Raw genomic sequence first — 18,978 nt, 5'->3', positions numbered from 1 at the left:
AGCAAATTTATGAATATACAATATAGTGATGCTTTGATAATAGGTGGAGGTTTAGCAGGTCTTCGTGCAGCCATTGAAGTAGCAAAAAGTGGTCAAAGTGTAACACTTTTGAGTATTTGTCCTGTTAAAAGGTCGCACTCAGCAGCTGTTCAAGGTGGTATGCAAGCAAGTTTAGGAAATGGAGCTAAGGGAGAGGGTGATAATGAGGATCTACACTTTGCCGACACGGTAAAAGGTTCGGATTGGGGATGCGACCAAGAAGTAGCTAGAATGTTTGCACAAACTGCCCCAAAAGCAGTACGTGAATTAGCCTCTTGGGGTGTGCCTTGGACTAGAGTTACAAAGGGTCCAAGAACGGTTGTTATTAACGCACAAAAAACCGTTATCGAAGAAAAAGAAGCCTCTCATGGACTTATAAATGCAAGGGATTTTGGTGGTACTAAGAAATGGAGAACTTGTTATATAGCCGATGCGACAGGGCATTGTATGCTTTATGGCGTAGCAAATGAGGCCATTAAACACCAAGTAAAGATTATAGATAGAATGGAAGCAGTACGCATTATGCACGATGGCAAAAAATGCTTAGGTGTAATAGCTAGAGATTTAACAAATGGTCAATTAATTGCTTATATAGCAAGAGGGACAATGTTAGCTACTGGTGGGTATGGTAGAATTTATAAACAAACTACAAATGCAGTTATTTGTGAAGGAACAGGTGCAGCTATAGCACTTGAAACAGGGCTTTGCAGACTTTCAAATATGGAAGCAGTGCAATTTCACCCAACTCCTATTGTACCGAGTGGAATTTTACTTACTGAGGGCTGTCGTGGAGATGGTGGAATTTTGCGTGATGTTGATGGTTATCGCTTTATGCCTGATTATGAACCTGAAAAAAAAGAACTTGCAAGTAGAGATGTCGTAAGTCGTCGCATGATGGAACATATTCGTAAGGGTAAGGGTGTAAAAAGTCCTTATGGAGATCACTTATGGCTTGATATTTCAATACTTGGCCGTGCTCATATTGAAAGAAATTTACGCGACGTACAAGATATATGTAAAACCTTTAATGGCATAGACCCAGCAGATGAGGGTCCAAAGGGTTGGGCTCCTGTTTTACCTATGCAACATTATTCAATGGGTGGAATTCGCACTAAGCCAACAGGTGAAAGCCAATGGTTAAATGGTCTTTTTGCTTGTGGTGAGGCAGCTTGTTGGGATATGCATGGCTTTAATCGTTTAGGTGGAAATTCTTGTGCTGAAACGGTTGTAGCTGGTATGATTATAGGTGATTATTTTGCTGATTATTGTAAGAATAATGGCGAGGTGGTTGATACAAATATAGTAAAAGATTTTTTAAGCAAAGAATATCAATATCTTAAATCATTAACTACTAAAGAAGGAAAATATAATGTTTTTGAGATAAAAAACAGAATGAAAGAGTTAATGTGGGATAAGGTAGCTATATTTAGAACAGGACAGGGCTTACAAGAAGCAGTTAATGAACTTGAAGAACTTTATAAGCATTCTTTAGATGTTAAGGTTCATAGTAAAGAATTAGACACTGCAAACCCTGAACTTGAAGAAGCTTACAGGGTGCCTAGAATGCTAAAAGTTGCACTTTGCGTTGCTAAGGGTGCACTAGATAGGACTGAAAGTCGTGGGGCACATTATAGAGAAGATTATACAAAAAGAGATGACTTAAATTGGTGTAAAAGAACACTTACTTATTGGGTTGAGGGTGAAACTATGCCAAGGGTTGAGTATGATGAACTTGATATTATGAAAATGGAAATGCCACCGGCCTTTCGTGGATATGGTGCAAAGGGTAATATCATAGAAAATCCTTTAAGTGAAAAACGTCAAGCAGAAGTTGATGCGATTCGTGAAAAAATGGAAAGTGAGGGCAAAAGCCGACAAGAAATTCAACACGCTTTAATGCCTTATGAACTTCAAGCAAAATATAAAGCATTAAATCAAAGAGTAGGAGTAGATTATGAGTAGAACATTAAAAATTAGGGCTTTTAAATATAATCCTTTAAGCAAAATTTCTAAGCCACATTTTGTGACCTATGAACTTGAGGAAACTCCTTTTATGACAGTCTTTGTTTGTCTTACTACAATTCGCGAAAAAATGGACGCTGATTTGAGTTTTGATTTTGTTTGTCGTGCTGGTATTTGTGGAAGTTGTGCGATGATGATTAATGGCGTTCCTAAACTTGCTTGTAAGACCTTGACAAAGGATTATCCTGATGGCGAGATTGAATTAATGCCTATGCCAGCGTTTAGACACATTAAGGATTTAAGCGTTAATACGGGTGAGTGGTTTGAGACTATGTGTAAGAGAGTTGAAAGCTGGGTTCATAATGATAAAGAAGTTGATATTTCTAAGCTAGAAGAGCCAATCGACCCTGCTGTTGCTTATGAAACCTTTGAACTTGATAGATGTATAGAGTGTGGAATTTGCGTTGCAAGTTGTGCTACAAAATTGATGAGACCAAATTTCATAGCTGCTACTGGGCTTTTAAGAACAGCTAGATATTTGCAAGACCCACATGATCATAGAAGCATAGAAGATTTTTATGAATTAGTTGGTGATGATGATGGAGCATTTGGTTGTATGTCCTTGTTAGCTTGTGAGGATAACTGTCCTAAATCTCTACCTTTGCAAAGTAAAATTGCTTACATGAGAAGACAACTTGTTTCACAAGCTAATAAATAAAATTTCCCCTATTTTTAGGGGGAATTCTTAATGAACTTACAAGAGTTTTTACAACAAACTTGGCAAAATCGCTTACAATTTTTAGATATAAATGCTAATTTTAAGTGTGACCTTGATATTTCAGAATGTGCCATAATTTTAAGTGCAAATTTACAAAATTATGAAAGATATTTTTTATTACAAGAATTTAAAAACATTTTTCAAAAAATAGGATGCAGGGTTGATATTTTTGAACTTCAAAACACTCAACTTTGCCTTATAAAGCTTATAAAAGAAGGTTTTTTAGATAAAAATGATTTATTAAAGGCGTTAAAAATTTTAGAAAATGTTTCAAATAATATTTTAATAAGTGAATTTTTACAAAAATTAGAAGTTAATAAAATCGATAAAAAAGCCGAATTTAAAGCAAGTTTTAAAGAACTTGATAGTATAAATTTAAAATTACAAGAACTTAGCTTAAGTGAAAATACAAAACAAAGATTGCAAAGTACGTTACATAAATTTAAAAATTTAGAATTTAACATAGCTATTACAGGCGTTATGAATGCTGGTAAATCAAGCCTTTTAAATGCTTTATTAAAAGAAGATTTTTTAGGCGTTTCTAATATACCTGAAACTGCAAATTTAACCATTTTAAAATATGGGGATTCTAATATAGCTAAAATTTATTTTTGGAATGAAAATGAATGGGAAAATATAATAAAATCGGCTAAGTTTAGTGACGAGTTAAATGATTTTGTTTTGAAGTTAGAAAAAGAAGTAAATATAAAAGATTATGTATTTAAAGAAAATAAAATACAAGAAATTCCAATAAATACTTTAAAGGATTTTAGCAGTGCTAAAAATAAGCTATCAGCTCTTATTAAAAAGATCGAACTTTACACAAATTTAGAATTTTTACAAAATAATATCTCAGTAGTTGACACTCCGGGGCTTGATGATATAGTGGTTCAAAGGGAGATTGTCACAAATGAGTATTTAAAAGAAAGCGATTTTTTAATACACCTTATGAATGCAAGTCAAAGTCTAACGCAAAAAGATAGCGAATTTTTAATAAATTGTTTGTTAAATTCTCGCTTAAATAAATTCTTAATAGTACTTACCAAGGCTGATTTATTAAGTCAAAATGAACTTGATGAAGTGATAGAATATACTAAAAATAGCCTTCAAAATAGACTTGAAGCAGTTGATATAAATTTAGTAGAAAAGATTGATTTTTTATGTGTTAGTGCAAAAAAGGCTAGTGATTTTTATCAAAAAAAGGCTAATGAAAATTCTTTAAAAGAAAGCAAAATGCTAGAATTTGAAGAATATTTATTTAATGCCCTTTATGGAGGGCAAAAAAGCAAAATTGCCCTAAATGCTTATAAAAAAGAACTTTTACTAGAATTAAATGCCCTTATTGAAGAATATGAACTTGCAAATAAATTATTAAAGGATAAAAGTGCGAATTTAAGCCTTGAAAATGAGAATTTATTAAAGGAATTTAAGGAACAAAAAAAGGCCTTAGAATCTGCAAAAAACGAGATTAAATTTAGTAAGGATAAGTTAGAAAATATCCAAAGTGGGATTGAAAATTTATTATTACTTTTGGCTAAAAAGCTTAAAGAAAGGCTTGTTGATGAGCTTAGCTATATTAAAAATAATGCTAAAAAGCTTAATTTAGCCCGTATTTTAAATATTATTGATATTTGCGTAAAAGATGGGATAAATGATATTTTAAGAGAGGTTAAGTTTGAAAATTTAAAAAAGATTGATGATATAAAGACAAAATTAAGCATTGAGTATAAATTCTTGCAAGATGATTTTGATAACGGCTTTGAAGCCTTTAAAGACGGTATTTCTAAAAATATTGATAATATATTTTCAGGAGAAAAATTCGCCCTTTTAAGAATGCAAATTTCAAAATTGTGTGAGCAAAAAATGGAACTTTTCATGCTTGAAAAAGAACTTGATACTATGATTTTACAGGGTTTCAAGGATTTTGAATTGAATAAAATGCTTGATAGCTTAAATATAAATTCCACCTTTTTTAATTTTTTAAATGAAAAATTGCAACATTTTGAAAAAATGCAAAATGAAAAATTACAAAATTTACAAGCCTTGCTTTCAAATTTAAATAATGAAAATGTAAATTTTACCAGTACCTACGAAGAAAATAACGAAAAAATAGCTCTTTTAAATCAGCTAAAAATAGGACTTTTAAATGCAAATTAAAATTTTAAATGACTTTATAAACGCTTATAACAATGCCTTTGAAGTAAAATTTGATGAAAGCTTTAAGGGGCAGATTAACGCCCTTTGTAAAAGATTAAAAGAACCCTTTATGCATCTTAGTAAGGCTATGACTGATGAATTAGACGAACTTCTTTTTAGCCTTGATAAAAATGTAAATATAGCAATCATAGGTCAATTTTCAAGTGGAAAATCAAGTCTTTTAAATTTGTTATTAAAAAAAGAATGTCTTCCAACAGGCGTTATCCCCGTTACCTTTAAGCCTACTTTTTTGCACTTTGGAAAGGATTATTTTTTAAGAATTAAATTTAAAGATGGTAGTGATAAGGTAACCGATATTAGCGAGTTAGCAAGTTATACAGACCAAAGACAAAGCAATAAAGAAGCAACCTCTTTGCACATTTATGCCCCTGCAACAATCTTGCAAGAAATCACCCTTGTAGATACCCCAGGCCTTAATGCAAACGATACAGACACACTTACAACTATGAAAGAATTATCAAACACTCACGCTGTAGTGTGGCTAAGTTTGATTGACAATGCAGGTAAAAAAAGCGAAGAAGATGCTATAAAGGCAAATTTAGAACTTTTAGGGGGTCAAAGCATTTGCGTTTTAAATCAAAAAGATAAGCTAAATGAAAGTGAGCTTAATAATGTTTTAAACTATGCAAAGGGCGTTTTTAATCAATATTTTAAAGAAGTAATTGCCATTTCTTGCAAAGAGGCAAAAGAAGAAAAAAGCTATGAAAAATCAAATTTTCCTTTGCTTTTAAAATATTTTGAAAATTTGGATAAAAAAAGCTTGAAAGAAAATTTTACCAAGAGAAAAATGCTTTATTACACTCAAATTTTAGAAAATGAAACAAGGCTTTTTGAAGAGGTTTTTACGCGTTTACAAAATGAATTTAAAGACTTTGAAAGCTATTTAAAAGAGTATTTTAAAAATTTGCTTGAAAGGGTAGAAATTTTAAGTCACCAGCTTTTAGATAAGCTTAAAAGCATAAGTGAGCGAATAAGTACGGAGATTTTTTCTTATGTAAAGGAAAAGGACGCTCATTTTTACAAAGAGGCTAAGGGCTTTTTAAAAAATGGCTTATTTATTAAATATGATTACAAAAGTCCTTATATATCAAGTGATGATGCCTTTTTGGCTATGTTTTACAATTCTGATATTATGAGTAAGGAATTTAAAAAAACGAAAAATGAATTAGGTATTTCTTTTGAAAATTTAAAAAGCGATTTAAGGCAAGGTTTTGAGAAATTACATAAGGATATCTTGCTTTTTAAGGCTAGGTTTTCAAATTTGCAAAAGGATAATTTTTTGCAAAGCGAGATTAATTTTAGCGAACTTAGGGCCTTTGCAAATGCAAGTGATGAGTATTTTTTAAAGGACTTTGAAAAGGCTTTATTTAAGCATTGTTTAGAAATCGATATCTTTTTTGAAAAACTGAATTTAAAGGCCTTTGCAAATTATGAAAATGCTACAAAATTAAGTCTTAGTTTTTTTAGTAGAAAGATTAATGAAAGCAGAGCATTTTACGAGCTAGACAGCACGCAATTTTCACTTTTTTATCCTAAAAAAAGTGAAATTTATGAAAGGGTTTTAACCGAGTTAAATGTATATGAATTTGAAGCCTTGCTTATATCTAAGCCAGTTATTACTAAGATTATTAAGTCTTTTTTTAATGAAAATTTTGATATTATTAGTCAGAAAAATTCCTTTATAGATGAGAAAAAAAGCGAATTAAATAAAAGATTAAGCTTGATTTTAAGTATAAAAAAAGACTTGGAGAACTTATAAATGCGAATTTTGCTTTTGTTATTTTTAAGCATTTTTGCCTTTGGAGATATAAACGAGGCCATGAAATTTTATGATAAAAACAATTTTGTAAAGGCCTATGAAATTTTTGATTATCTTTGCGAAAAGGGCAGTGCAAAGTCTTGTTTTTTCTTAGCTTACATGAATGAAAATGGCCAAGGCGTTAGTAAAAATATAACAAATGCAAATAAATTTTATGAAAAATCTTGTCGTTTTGGACTTGCTAAGGCTTGTTCAAATTTAGCTATTAATTTAAGAAGTGAGAGCAAGGAAAATGAAGCTCTTTTGCAGTTTCACAATGCTTGTAAGCTAAATGATACGCAAAGTTGTAACACTTTAGGGCTTTTTTATGAAAAGGAAAAAGATGGGGAAATGGCTATTTATTTTTATCACACTTCTTGTAATCTAAAAGATGGTAGGGCTTGTTATAAACTAGCTTCTATTTATGAAAATGGGACACTAGTTAGGCAGAATCTAAAAACTGCCCTTAGTTATTACTCAAAGTCTTGTAGTTTAGATTTTGGAGAGGCTTGTTATTTATTGGGTCGTTATTATCAAAAAGAAAAAAACGAGATAAATATGGCAAAAAGATACTTTGCTATGGGTTGTGATAAAAGACATGAGCAATCTTGTGCTATTTATAAGGAGTTAAATAGTAAGGATATTAAATTATATTAAGGAATAAAATGAGTTTTGCAGTTTTAATGGCAAGTGATGAAAATTTAGACTTTGCTGTGGCAAATGTTATAGTAGGGCTTAAAAGGTATAATAAAAAGGATATTACAAAGATTATTGTAATGTATGATGGTATAAGTGAGCAGATTCAAAGGCAGATTGAAAGCATTTGGCCGGGAGTGGTTGAGTTTAGATATTATGGTATACAAGATTTTAAAAAAGATTATCCGGGGGATATAGATAAAATTCCTTGGCCAGATAATAAAAGATGGGGCAATGGATATATACTGTATGCTAAATTTTATATTTTTGAACTTTTAAAAGAATTTGATAGCGTTTTATGGCTTGATAGCGATATGTTAGTAACCCGTGATATCTTTGATAGAGCCCTTAGCTTTGATTATGACATGGGGGGGGGCTTTATGTAAAAATGCATATATCACAAAGCCGTATCTTAAAAGCCTTGGTATAAAGGGTGAAAATATAAAGCCAAATGGTGGACTCTTTCATTTAAACAAATCCTTACTAGAAAAAACACAAAATAATTTAACTAAAGAATGCTTTGAAAATTTACGTTTTATTTTTGAAGTACAAAGGCATCATGATTTATGCCTAAGCGATGAATCACCCTTTGGGGTTTTAATTGATAAATATAAGTTAAATACTAAACATTTAATTCCATTTGCAAATGTTAATCTAGTATCTAGTAGTGCAAGTAGCGATATTTGGCATTTAGCAGGATTTGCGAATAAACCTTGGAGAAACAAGGATGTACTATTTTGCCTTTACGAATGGATGGTAAATTACAAAATTTGCGTTAATGAATTTGGCTTTATTGATAGACTTGATTTAATTGACATTGATTTACAAGAAAGCAAAATGTATAAACTTTTATCTTATATAAATAAAGAAAAACTTGATTTAGAAGCCATTAAACAACTAAGGGCTAAACCAAATATAGCACAACAAAAGGACTTAGAAGAATTAAGATTATTTAAGGCAAAACGCGAATTTAAAGAACTTCAAACAATAGCCCTTAAAAAAGAACTAAATAAAAAATATCAAAATTTAAATGTCAATCTTAGCATTTCACAAGATATTAAAACAAACGCTGTAGCAAGGGTTAAAAACCAGCTCTCATATAAGCTTGGTTTTGCAATGATACAAAATTCAAAATCCCTCATGGGTTACATAAGATTGCCTTTCGTGCTAAGTTATATTTACGCACTTCACAAAGAAGAAAGTGCTAAATTTAAACTAGCTACTCAGCAGCACAAGCACATTTTATCACCACTTGAAAGCTATGCAAATTATGAAGATGGTTTAAAATGTAAAGAACATTTAAGCTATAAACTAGGTCAAGGCTTTATCAAAGCCTATAAATACTGGTATCTTGGGGGTTTAATAAAATTTGTCTTAATAGATATATTTTTAATAAAAAGAAAATTTAAGAAAAGGTACTAATCACCTTTTCAAGACAAATTCCCTCCCTTAAACCTTCATCAACTACTATAATCTTTTCATTTTCTAAAATGGAGTAAAATAAAAAGCAACCTGCTACGAGGTAATTTTTTCTCATGGACCCGACCCATTTTTTAGCCTCGTTTTCACTCATGGACCAAATTTTAAGCCCTAGATATAAAAAATCATTTTTGCTTAAACTTTTACCATTTATTAAATTTGAATCATACTCATCATATCTTAGCCCTTGTTTTAAAGAGACTAAAGTAGTAGGAACGCCCGAGTTTAAAACTATATTTTTACACTTCATTTTATGAATCATTTTTTTCATAAATTTTACCTCTTCAAAGGCTTTAAATGCAAGGTTTAAAAGCTTTTTATCTTTTATCACAGCTTGTAATTTAAGTCTTTTATTTTTTGTATTTTTTAAAAAAGGACATTTTAAAGCACTTTGCATTGCTAGGGGGTTTTCAATAGCCCTTTCATAAAAGCTAATAATGCCAAAATCAAAGCTTTGAAAATAGCTTTTAAAAGTAAACTCACATGACGCCCCACCTAAATCAATAAAGCCAAACTCACCACTCATTTTTAAATTTCTAAGCCCAAATTTCATACCCAAAATGCTTAATCTTGCCTCAGTTTTTGCGTCAATTGTCTTAAAATTTATATCAAATTCATTTTTTAAATTTTCAAAAATTTCATTTGTATTATTAGCCTTACGAAAGGCAGCAGTAGCAAAGGCTCTAGCATTTTTTAAATCATATTTTTTAAGCTTTGTCAGGGCATTTTTAAGTCTTAAAATAGCCTCATCTCCTATTTTGCCACTTTCATTAAGATTTTTAGCAGCCCCAATTATAAATTCAAAACTATCAATTTTTTTAAAATTTTCATCCATTACAACGCCACGCATAGTATTTGAACCCAAATCAATCCCAAGCATAAACTTTTCCTTTAAATTTTTTTAGTATAATAGCAAAAATTTTTAAAGGAAAATTAATGTTTTTAGGCGTAAATATCGACCACATTGCCATTTTAAGACAAGCAAGAATGGTAAATGACCCAGACCTTTTAAAAGCAGCTTTTATATGCGAAAATTTGTGCGAACAAATCACTATACATTTAAGAGAAGACCGTCGCCATACCCAAGATTTTGATTTAATAAATTTAATTAAATTTTGCAAATTACCTATAAATTTAGAATGTGCTTGTGTGGATGAAATTATAAATTTAGCTACGACTTTAAGACCTAGCAGGGTTACTTTGGTGCCTGAAAAAAGAGAAGAATTAACAACTGAGAGTGGTTTAAATTTAGACAATAAAGACCTTGTTTTAAGCATTGAAAAATTACAAAATGCTGGCATTGAGATATCTTTATTTATCAATCCAAATTTAAAGGATATTAAACAGGCATTTGAATTAAAAGCCCAGTTTATCGAACTTCATACAGGTAATTATGCAAATTTATATAATGCCTTATTTACAAATATCAATAATACAGCTTTTGCATTAGATGAGCTTAAACTTTCAAAATTTGAGCTTAAACAAAGACTTAAAGATGAATTAAATAAGCTTAAAATTTGTGCAAAAGAGGCCAAAAGCTTGGGTTTAAAAGTAGCTGCTGGACATGGTTTAAATTATCATAATGTAAAAGAAATAGTTAAAATCAATGAAATTTGTGAGTTAAATATAGGCCAAAGCATAGTTGCAAGGGCTATTTTTGTAGGGCTTAAAGAAGCGATTTTAGAAATGAAGGCCTTGCTTAAAAGATGAAAAAAATAGCCATTAGCATAGGCGATATAAACGGCATTAGCGTCGAACTTTTAGCAAAAACTCACAAAGAACTTTGCAAGATATGCATCCCTTTTTATTTTGTGCATAAAAATTTATTAAAACAAGGTTTAAAACTTGCAAATTTAGGGCTTAAAAATGTTAATCTAGTGGAATTTCACAAGGGCGTAAATGATAGTTTTAAACTAATTAAAAAGGGCAAGAAATTTAATATTTATTCTTATACAAGTGCTATAAACTTTGAAGTTTGCAGAGATTTTAAAATAAGACCTGGACAGGTTAGCGAACAAAGTGGAATGTATTCTTTTTTAAGCTTTGCAGCAGCAAATAATTTTGTAGCAAAAAAACGTGCAAATGCCCTTGTAACCTTGCCTATAAATAAAGAAGCTTGGAGTAGAGCGAGTATCGAGTTTAAGGGGCATACTGAATTTTTAAGAAAATTTTATAATAAACAAGCCATTATGATGCTAGGTTGCAAGGAGTTATTTGTAGGGCTTTTTACTGAGCATATTGCCTTAAATGAAGTAAGTTCAAAGATTGAATTTAAGGCATTGTGCGAGTTTTTTTATGATTTTTACAAAGAAAGCAAATTTAAAAAAATTGGTGTTTTAGGCTTTAATCCACATGCATCTGATAATGGAGTAATAGGTGGAAGAGAAGAACTCATCATAAAAAAAGCGATTAAGTTTACAAACGCTTATATAAATTTTTTAAACACAACAGGCGATACAAAAGAACTTAAAGAATTTTTAGATAATGAAAATTTACAAAATGAAATTATAAAGCATAAAAAAAATGTTTTTATCCCTTATCCATTGGTAGCAGATACAGCTTTTTTAAAGGCTAATTTAAAGCATTGCAATAGGCTTATTGCAATGTATCATGACCTAGGCCTTGCACCCTTAAAGGCCTTGTATTTTGAAAAAAGCATTAATGTAAGTTTAAATTTACCAATAATTCGCACAAGCGTAGACCATGGAACAGCATTTGATAAGGCATTTAAAGGACTTAAACTAAATACAAAAAGTTACAAGCAAGCAGTAAAATTTGCTATAAAGCTTTCAAGCAAATAGCTTTTAGGGCAACTTGATTTTTTTTTTTTTTTAATAAAATGCGTTTTCAAATTTTACAAAAAGGAGAAAACATGGACTCAAACATTGTACTTATGTCGCTACAAGATAAGATATCATCAGAAGGTGCTCCATTATTAAAAAGCAAGTTAGATAAGCTTTCACCACAACAAATGGAAGATTTTAATGTTAAATTGCCATTTTTAAATCTTAAAAATCCTATTATATGGCTTATCTTAGGTATTTTCCTTGGTACCCTTGGGGTAGATAGATTTTATAAAGGCGATATGGGATTAGGCGTTGCTAAATTATTTTTATGGTGGCTTACTTTGGGACTTTGGATATGGCTTGATTTTTTTGTATGGAAAGGTATTAAAAAAGATAATTTAAACAAAGTTTTAAAGGTTCTTTAATGCAAAGCCTCCAAGCTTTGTACTTACCCTATCAATCTTTATATCCTTAATTTTTCCCACTTCCCTAAATTTATTAAATTTCAACTCACAAAAAAACTTTTTCCAAATTCCCCACCTAACCCTTACCTTTTTAAACTCCATTTAAGAATAATTCTATATAATTTCACTTCGTTTCGTCAAAAAACACGAAACTCAAATCCAAAATAATTTTAGTATTGTTTTGAATTTTGTTCTTTAATTTAGTATTGTTATTTTTAAATCTTATTAGTCAATCTTTGAAATCTAAATAAGTGATCGATTGAGTCAGAGATAAGCTTTAAGCTTATAAATTTTCTTTGAAGTCTTTGAAAAAAGATTATAAAAGATTAAACTTTCTTTATTTTATGGAGAGTTTGATCCTGGCTCAGAGTGAACGCTGGCGGCGTGCCTAATACATGCAAGTCGAACGATGAAGCTTTTAGCTTGCTAGAAGTGGATTAGTGGCGCACGGGTGAGTAAGATATAGTTAATCTGCCTTTTGCTAGGGGACAACATTTAGAAATGAGTGCTAATACCCTATACTCCGTTTTATCACAAGATAAAATGGGAAAGTTTTTCGGCAAAAGATGAGACTATATAGTATCAGCTAGTTGGTAAGGTAATGGCTTACCAAGGCTATGACGCTTAACTGGTCTGAGAGGATGATCAGTCACATTGGAACTGAGACACGGTCCAAACTCCTACGGGAGGCAGCAGTAGGGAATATTGCGCAATGGGCGAAAGCCTGACGCAGCAACGCCGCGTGGAGGATGACACTTTTCGGAGCGTAAACTCCTTTTCTTTGGGAAGAATTCTGACGGTACCAAAGGAATAAGCACCGGCTAACTCCGTGCCAGCAGCCGCGGTAATACGGAGGGTGCAAGCGTTACTCGGAATCACTGGGCGTAAAGGGCGCGTAGGCGGATTATCAAGTCTCTTGTGAAATCTAGTGGCTTAACCATTAAACTGCTTGGGAAACTGATAATCTGGAGTGAGGGAGAGGCAGATGGAATTGGTGGTGTAGGGGTAAAATCCGTAGATATCACCAAGAATACCCATTGCGAAGGCGATCTGCTGGAACTTAACTGACGCTAAGGCGCGAAAGCGTGGGGAGCAAACAGGATTAGATACCCTGGTAGTCCACGCCCTAAACTATGTATGCTAGTTGTTGGGGTGCTAGTCATCTCAGTAATGCAGCTAACGCATTAAGCATACCGCCTGGGGAGTACGGTCGCAAGATTAAAACTCAAAGGAATAGACGGGGACCCGCACAAGCGGTGGAGCATGTGGTTTAATTCGAAGATACGCGAAGAACCTTACCTGGGCTTGATATCCTAAGAACCTTTTAGAGATAAAGGGGTGCTAGCTTGCTAGAACTTAGAGACAGGTGCTGCACGGCTGTCGTCAGCTCGTGTCGTGAGATGTTGGGTTAAGTCCCGCAACGAGCGCAACCCTCGTCCTTAGTTGCTAACGGTTCGGCCGAGCACTCTAAGGAGACTGCCTTCGTAAGGAGGAGGAAGGTGGGGACGACGTCAAGTCATCATGGCCCTTACGCCCAGGGCGACACACGTGCTACAATGGCATATACAATGAGACGCAATACCGTGAGGTGGAGCAAATCTATAAAATATGTCCCAGTTCGGATTGTTCTCTGCAACTCGAGAGCATGAAGCCGGAATCGCTAGTAATCGTGAATCAGCCATGTCACGGTGAATACGTTCCCGGGTCTTGTACTCACCGCCCGTCACACCATGGGAGTTGATTTCACTCGAAGAGGGGATGCTAAACTAGCTACTCTCCACAGTGGAATCAGCGACTGGGGTGAAGTCGTAACAAGGTAACCGTAGGAGAACCTGCGGTTGGATCACCTCCTTTCTAGAGTACAAAGTAAGTTCTCTCACAAGACTTACTAAAACTCAATCCTCATTTGTTTAGATTTTAAAGATTGATAATAAAAATAGTGCAAATAAATATAAATTTTAAGCTAACTTAAAATACGAGATAATTCGGGGAATTAGCTCAGCTGGGAGAGCGCCTGCTTTGCACGCAGGAGGTCAGCGGTTCGATCCCGCTATTCTCCACCATAAAGGGCCTATAGCTCAGCTGGTTAGAGTGCACCCCTGATAAGGGTGAGGTCACAAGTTCAAGTCTTGTTAGGCCCACCATTATTTATCAATCTTAGTAAGATTTATTAATAACTAGTCTTGAAAGCTAAAATAAGATTATAGTTTATAATTTTATTTTAGGTTTTAAGACCTAAGATAATAATTTTTTTATTATATGTTCTTTTAATTATCATTGTTAAGAGTCACAAGCAAGTTTTTAAACAATTTTACAGGACTTGTTAAAGGGATTAAAGAATTTTATTTTTATCTTTAAATTTTTAAAGATATAAGTTTCAAATATCACGTCTTATATTTTTGCTTAATATAAGTTTTTGAATGCTTTCCGTCTTAGATAAAAGAATTTAATCGTATAAAACTTTAACAAGGAAGTGATGCGTTTTAGAATTATATAAATACAGCTTAAATTTAATTTTTAAATTTAAATGCTTATTTATGCACAATACTTTTTAATTAAGTGATAAAGTTAAGCTTAAACTTTCAAGCTTTTATAAGGCTTGGTGGGGTAGGTCTTTAACTTTTGTTACTTTTAGCACGAATTTACTCCGTGCGTTAAAAAGTAAATCAAAAAGGTAAGCTACTAAGAGCGAATGGTGGATGCCTTGACTGGTAAAGGCGATGAAGGACGTACTAGACTGCGATAAGCTATGGGGAGCTGTCAAGAAGCTTTAATCCATAGATTTCCGAATGGGGCAACCCAATATATTAGAGATATATTACCTAAATGGAGCGAACGAGGGGAATTGAAACATCTTAGTACCCTTAGGAAAAGAAATCAAAAGAGATTACGTTAGTAGCGGCGAGCGAAAACGTAAGAGGGCAAACCTAGTGCTTGCACTGGGGGTTGTAGGACTGCAATGTGCAATAATTACGGTAAGCATAATATTCTGGAAAGGATAGTCAAAGAGGGTGATAGCCCCGTGTGCGAAACCAAGATTTAGCTAGCAGTATCCTGAGTAGGGCGAAACACGTGGAATTTTGTCCGAAGCTGGGGAGACCACTCTCCAACCCTAAATACTAATACCAGATCGATAGCGAACAAGTACCGTGAGGGAAAGGTGAAAAGAACCGCGGTGAGCGGAGTGAAATAGAACCTGAAACCATTTGCTTACAATCATTCAGAGCACTATTATGAGTCCTTTTGAGGAATTATAAAAAATAAGCTTAGACTTTAAATTTTTCTTTTTAAATTTATCTAAGCTAAAAAGCAAAGCCAAAATTCTTCAAAAGGATTCATAAGTGTGATGGACTGCCTTTTGCATAATGAGCCTGCGAGTTGTGGTGTCTGGCAAGGTTAAGCAAACGCGAAGCCGTAGCGAAAGCGAGTCTTAATAGGGCATATAGTCAGATGCTGCAGACCCGAAACGAAGTGATCTATCCATGAGCAGCTTGAAGCTAGTGTAAGAGCTAGTGGAGGAGCGAACCCATAGGCGTTGAAAAGCCCCGGGATGACTTGTGGATAGGGGTGAAAGGCCAATCAAACTTCGTGATAGCTGGTTCTCTCCGAAATATATTTAGGTATAGCGTTATGTCGTAATTAGAGGGGGTAGAGCACTGAATGGGCTAGGGCATACACCAATGTACCAAACCCTATCAAACTCCGAATACCTTTAATGTAATCATAGCAGTCAGGCGGCGAGTGATAAAATCCGTCGTCAAGAGGGAAACAACCCAGACTAACAGCTAAGGTCCCTAAATCTCATTTAAGTGGAAAACGATGTGAAGTTACTTAAACAACCAGGAGGTTGGCTTAGAAGCAGCCATCCTTTAAAGAAAGCGTAATAGCTCACTGGTCTAGTGATTTTGCGCGGAAAATATAACGGGGCTAAAATGAGTACCGAAGCTTTAGACTTGCACTTAATTCTAGTTATTTAAGAACAAAAAAATAAAAAAATTAACTTGTATAAATTCAATATCTTATTTGATGTCAAACTATAAAGCAAATATAGAAATTTTATACAATATTCTTTGATTTTAGTTGTAAACTTTATCAACATAAAAGTAATTAGAATTAAGTGCAAGTGGTAGGAGAGCGTTCTATTTGCGTTGAAGGTATACCGGTAAGGAGTGCTGGAGCGAATAGAAGTGAGCATGCAGGCATGAGTAGCGATAAAATATGTGAGAATCATATTCGCCGTAAACCCAAGGTTTCCTACGCGATGCTCGTCATCGTAGGGTTAGTCGGGTCCTAAGCAAAGTCCGAAAGGGGTATGCGATGGCAAATAGATTAATATTTCTATACCAACATAAATGTGCGATGGAAGGACGCTTAGGGCTAGGGGGGCTAGCGGATGGAAGTGCTAGTCTAAGGTTGTAGGAGCTTATATAGGCAAATCCGTATAAGAATACTCCGAGAGCTGAAAGGCTCTTCAAAGTCTTCGGATAGCGAGGAGAACCCCTGATGCCGTCGAGCCAAGAAAAGTTTCTAAGTTTAGTTTATGTTGCCCGTACCGTAAACCGACACAGGTGGGTGGGATGAGTATTCTAAGGCGCGTGGAAGAACTCTCTTTAAGGAACTCTGCAAAATAGCACCGTATCTTCGGTATAAGGTGTGGTTAGCTTTGTATTAGCATTTACTGCGAAAGCAAAGAAACTTACAACAAAGAGTCCCTCCCGACTGTTTACCAAAAACACAGCACTCTGCTAACTCGCAAGAGGATGTATAGGGTGTGACGCCTGCCCGGTGCTCGAAGGTTAATTGATGGGGTTAGCATTAGCGAAGCTCTTGATCGAAGCCCGAGTAAACGGCGGCCGTAACTATAACGGTCCTAAGGTAGCGAAATTCCTTGTCGGTTAAATACCGACCTGCATGAATGGCGTAACGAGATGGGAGCTGTCTCAAAGAGGGATCCAGTGAAATTGTAGTGGAGGTGAAAATTCCTCCTACCCGCGGCAAGACGGAAAGACCCCGTGGACCTTTACTATAGCTTGACACTGCTGCTTGGATAAGAATGTGCAGGATAGGTGGGAGGCTTTGAGTAATAGACGCCAGTTTATTATGAGCCATTGTTGAGATACCACTCTTTCTTATTTGGGTAGCTAACTAGCTTGAGTTATCCTCAAGTAGGACAATGTCTGGTGGGTAGTTTGACTGGGGCGGTCGCCTCCCAAATAATAACGGAGGCTTACAAAGGTTGGCTCAAAACGGTTGGAAATCGTTTGCAGAGTATAAAGGTATAAGCCAGCTTAACTGCAAGACATACAAGTCGAGCAGAGACGAAAGTCGGTCTTAGTGATCCGGTGGTTCTGAGTGGAAGGGCCATCGCTCAAAGGATAAAAGGTACCCCGGGGATAACAGGCTGATCTCCCCCAAGAGCTCACATCGACGGGGAGGTTTGGCACCTCGATGTCGGCTCATCGCATCCTGGGGCTGGAGCAGGTCCCAAGGGTATGGCTGTTCGCCATTTAAAGCGGTACGCGAGCTGGGTTCAGAACGTCGTGAGACAGTTCGGTCCCTATCTGCCGTGGGCGTAAGAAGATTGAAGAGATTTGACCCTAGTACGAGAGGACCGGGTTGAACAAACCACTGGTGTAGCTGTTGTTCTGCCAAGAGCATCGCAGCGTAGCTAAGTTTGGATAGGATAAACGCTGAAAGCATCTAAGCGTGAAGCCAACTCTAAGATGAATCTTCTCTTAGCTCTCTAGTAGACTACTAGTTTGATAGGCTGGGTGTGTAATGGATGAAAGTCCTTTAGCTGACCAGTACTAATAGAGCGTTTGGCTTACTTTAATAGCATCACTTCCTTGTTAAGGTTTTATAGTGTTTTTAAACTTGCTTCTTAACATTGTTATATAAATATTTTAAAAAAATATTTATATAACAATGTCCGTGATTATACAGATGTGGAAACGCCTTGTGCCATCCCGAACCAAGAAGCTAAGCATATCGTGGGTGATGATACTACGTCTTACTGACATGGGGAAAGTAGCTCATTGCGGACTTTGTTTTTTTTATGATTTCTTTATTCTTTTTTATTTACTTTTTTTCGAGTGTATTTCATATAAAAATTATTATTTTTTTATTTCATAAGAACATGTCAGTTTTAAGTAAAAGTGTTAATTTTTAGTAATTACAAGACTTATATTAATTTATAAAAGAATAAGTTTATAACATTTTTTAGCAATTTTGAAAAGTAAAAAAATTACATTTAAATGTATTTTTTTAATTTTAACAGGGTTTGTCTTAATCAAGTGCTATAAATTAAAAAAAAATGCAAATTTGAGATTTATATAAAAATCGCTTAATAAAAGCGATTTTTAAGCTTTAAATTTATTTATTCAACGCTGATAGAATCTTTAATCGAATCATAAATTTTATCACCAATACCCTTTACTTTTTTAATATCTTCGATACTAGTGAAATTTTGTTCGTTTCTATATTCTATGATAGCATTAGCCTTTGCATCACCAACACCATTTAAACTTTTTAATTCATCTATTGTGGCAGTATTGATATTTATAGTAGCAAATAAAAATCCTACAAAAGCAAAGATTAAAAATAAAATTTTTTTCATGATTTTTCCTTTTTTTAAAAAATGAATTTGAATTCTAACTAAAAATATTTGAATTTAAGATAAAAAATAACATTAGCATAAATTTTTAATAATTTATTTTTTGCACAATCTAAAAAAGTTTGAAAAAAGTAATTTTCAATACA

12 protein-coding genes, 2 tRNA genes and 3 rRNA genes are annotated in these 18,978 nt (G+C 33.8%); 15 read left to right on the top strand and 2 right to left on the bottom strand.

Annotated features, from left to right (window positions below; genetic code table 11):
• Nucleotides 1-9 precede the first annotated feature (9 nt).
• Genes FMM58_RS07520 through FMM58_RS07490 form a run of 7 tightly spaced genes read left to right on the top strand, consistent with a single transcriptional unit; the run spans nucleotide 10 to nucleotide 8,912 of the window.
• Nucleotides 10-2,001, top strand: a complete 1,992-nt coding sequence (locus FMM58_RS07520) for a fumarate reductase flavoprotein subunit (protein WP_150140785.1) — start codon at nucleotides 10-12, stop codon at nucleotides 1,999-2,001.
• The gene (locus FMM58_RS07515) at nucleotides 1,994-2,719 is read left to right on the top strand and encodes a fumarate reductase iron-sulfur subunit (protein WP_150140787.1); all 726 of its coding nucleotides are present in this window, start codon (nucleotides 1,994-1,996) and stop codon (nucleotides 2,717-2,719) included. The genes FMM58_RS07520 and FMM58_RS07515 overlap by 8 nt, the downstream gene beginning before the upstream one ends.
• A gap of 30 nt (nucleotides 2,720-2,749) precedes the next feature.
• Entirely contained in the window at nucleotides 2,750-4,936 is a 2,187-nt protein-coding gene (locus FMM58_RS07510; protein ID WP_150140788.1) for a dynamin family protein, read from the top strand.
• Nucleotides 4,926-6,755 carry a dynamin family protein gene (locus FMM58_RS07505; protein ID WP_150140790.1) on the top strand — a complete coding sequence of 610 codons (1,830 nt, stop codon included), beginning with the start codon at nucleotides 4,926-4,928 and terminating at the stop codon, nucleotides 6,753-6,755. The genes FMM58_RS07510 and FMM58_RS07505 overlap by 11 nt, the downstream gene beginning before the upstream one ends.
• The gene (locus FMM58_RS07500) at nucleotides 6,756-7,451 is read left to right on the top strand and encodes a tetratricopeptide repeat protein (protein ID WP_150151083.1); all 696 of its coding nucleotides are present in this window, start codon (nucleotides 6,756-6,758) and stop codon (nucleotides 7,449-7,451) included.
• A gap of 8 nt (nucleotides 7,452-7,459) precedes the next feature.
• Nucleotides 7,460-7,876: a glycosyltransferase gene (locus tag FMM58_RS07495; protein ID WP_150180545.1), complete on the top strand. Its 417-nt coding sequence runs from the start codon at nucleotides 7,460-7,462 to the stop codon at nucleotides 7,874-7,876.
• Complete coding sequence (locus FMM58_RS07490) at nucleotides 7,851-8,912, top strand: hypothetical protein (RefSeq protein ID WP_150180544.1); 1,062 nt, start codon at nucleotides 7,851-7,853, stop codon at nucleotides 8,910-8,912. The genes FMM58_RS07495 and FMM58_RS07490 overlap by 26 nt, the downstream gene beginning before the upstream one ends.
• On the opposite strand, the gene FMM58_RS07485 is transcribed toward FMM58_RS07490, so the two are convergent.
• Nucleotides 8,896-9,849 (bottom strand): Ppx/GppA family phosphatase, encoded by a 954-nt coding sequence (locus tag FMM58_RS07485; RefSeq protein ID WP_150151077.1) that lies wholly within the window; start codon nucleotides 9,847-9,849, stop codon nucleotides 8,896-8,898. The genes FMM58_RS07490 and FMM58_RS07485 overlap by 17 nt on opposite strands.
• 56 nt (nucleotides 9,850-9,905) lie before the next feature.
• Here FMM58_RS07485 and FMM58_RS07480 point away from each other — a divergent pair, with 56 nt between their 5' ends.
• The 8 genes from FMM58_RS07480 (at nucleotide 9,906) to rrf (ending at nucleotide 18,263) form a co-directional block, all read left to right on the top strand.
• Nucleotides 9,906-10,679, top strand: coding sequence for a pyridoxine 5'-phosphate synthase (locus FMM58_RS07480; protein WP_150151074.1), 774 nt, complete (start codon nucleotides 9,906-9,908; stop codon nucleotides 10,677-10,679).
• The gene (pdxA, locus tag FMM58_RS07475; protein WP_150151071.1) at nucleotides 10,676-11,770 is read left to right on the top strand and encodes a 4-hydroxythreonine-4-phosphate dehydrogenase; all 1,095 of its coding nucleotides are present in this window, start codon (nucleotides 10,676-10,678) and stop codon (nucleotides 11,768-11,770) included. Before FMM58_RS07480 ends, pdxA begins: the two co-directional genes overlap by 4 nt.
• A 71-nt stretch (nucleotides 11,771-11,841) precedes the next feature.
• On the top strand, nucleotides 11,842-12,180 hold the full coding sequence (locus FMM58_RS07470) for an NINE protein (RefSeq protein ID WP_150140804.1): 339 nt from the start codon (nucleotides 11,842-11,844) through the stop codon (nucleotides 12,178-12,180).
• Nucleotides 12,181-12,560: 380 nt separating this feature from the next.
• A 16S ribosomal RNA gene (locus tag FMM58_RS07465) occupies nucleotides 12,561-14,073 on the top strand.
• A gap of 133 nt (nucleotides 14,074-14,206) precedes the next feature.
• Nucleotides 14,207-14,282: transfer RNA gene (locus tag FMM58_RS07460), tRNA-Ala, on the top strand.
• Nucleotides 14,283-14,286: 4 nt separating this feature from the next.
• Nucleotides 14,287-14,363 (top strand) — tRNA-Ile (locus FMM58_RS07455).
• Nucleotides 14,364-14,891: 528 nt separating this feature from the next.
• A 23S ribosomal RNA gene (locus FMM58_RS07450) occupies nucleotides 14,892-18,051 on the top strand.
• Nucleotides 18,052-18,146: 95 nt separating this feature from the next.
• Nucleotides 18,147-18,263: ribosomal RNA gene (gene rrf / locus FMM58_RS07445) — 5S ribosomal RNA — on the top strand.
• The 16S, 23S and 5S rRNA genes sit together here with 2 tRNA genes alongside, the layout of an rRNA operon.
• 332 nt (nucleotides 18,264-18,595) lie before the next feature.
• Here the strand turns inward: rrf and FMM58_RS07440 are convergent.
• Nucleotides 18,596-18,835: a ComEA family DNA-binding protein gene (locus tag FMM58_RS07440; RefSeq protein WP_150140806.1), complete on the bottom strand. Its 240-nt coding sequence runs from the start codon at nucleotides 18,833-18,835 to the stop codon at nucleotides 18,596-18,598.
• Nucleotides 18,836-18,978 lie beyond the last annotated feature (143 nt).

It is taken from the genome of Campylobacter sp. LR291e (assembly GCF_008633915.1).
Classification (GTDB): Bacteria; Campylobacterota; Campylobacteria; order Campylobacterales; family Campylobacteraceae; genus Campylobacter_D.
Note: the sequence above shows the minus strand (reverse complement) of the source record. Positions and strands in the feature narration are given on the sequence as shown.

Excerpts from the sequence above, each read along its gene's own strand:
- FMM58_RS07480 (WP_150151074.1), top strand. The coding sequence starts at position 9,906 with ATGTTTTTAGGCGTAAATATCGACCACATTGCCATTTTAAGACAAGCA.
- FMM58_RS07495 (WP_150180545.1), top strand. The coding sequence starts at position 7,460 with ATGAGTTTTGCAGTTTTAATGGCAAGTGATGAAAATTTAGACTTTGCT.
- FMM58_RS07440 (WP_150140806.1), bottom strand. The coding sequence starts at position 18,835 with ATGAAAAAAATTTTATTTTTAATCTTTGCTTTTGTAGGATTTTTATTT.
- FMM58_RS07485 (WP_150151077.1), bottom strand. The coding sequence starts at position 9,849 with ATGCTTGGGATTGATTTGGGTTCAAATACTATGCGTGGCGTTGTAATG.
- FMM58_RS07505 (WP_150140790.1), top strand. The coding sequence starts at position 4,926 with ATGCAAATTAAAATTTTAAATGACTTTATAAACGCTTATAACAATGCC.
- FMM58_RS07470 (WP_150140804.1), top strand. The coding sequence starts at position 11,842 with ATGGACTCAAACATTGTACTTATGTCGCTACAAGATAAGATATCATCA.
- FMM58_RS07515 (WP_150140787.1), top strand. The coding sequence starts at position 1,994 with ATGAGTAGAACATTAAAAATTAGGGCTTTTAAATATAATCCTTTAAGC.
- FMM58_RS07490 (WP_150180544.1), top strand. The coding sequence starts at position 7,851 with ATGACATGGGGGGGGGCTTTATGTAAAAATGCATATATCACAAAGCCG.
- FMM58_RS07520 (WP_150140785.1), top strand. The coding sequence starts at position 10 with ATGAATATACAATATAGTGATGCTTTGATAATAGGTGGAGGTTTAGCA.
- FMM58_RS07500 (WP_150151083.1), top strand. The coding sequence starts at position 6,756 with ATGCGAATTTTGCTTTTGTTATTTTTAAGCATTTTTGCCTTTGGAGAT.
- FMM58_RS07510 (WP_150140788.1), top strand. The coding sequence starts at position 2,750 with ATGAACTTACAAGAGTTTTTACAACAAACTTGGCAAAATCGCTTACAA.
- pdxA (WP_150151071.1), top strand. The coding sequence starts at position 10,676 with ATGAAAAAAATAGCCATTAGCATAGGCGATATAAACGGCATTAGCGTC.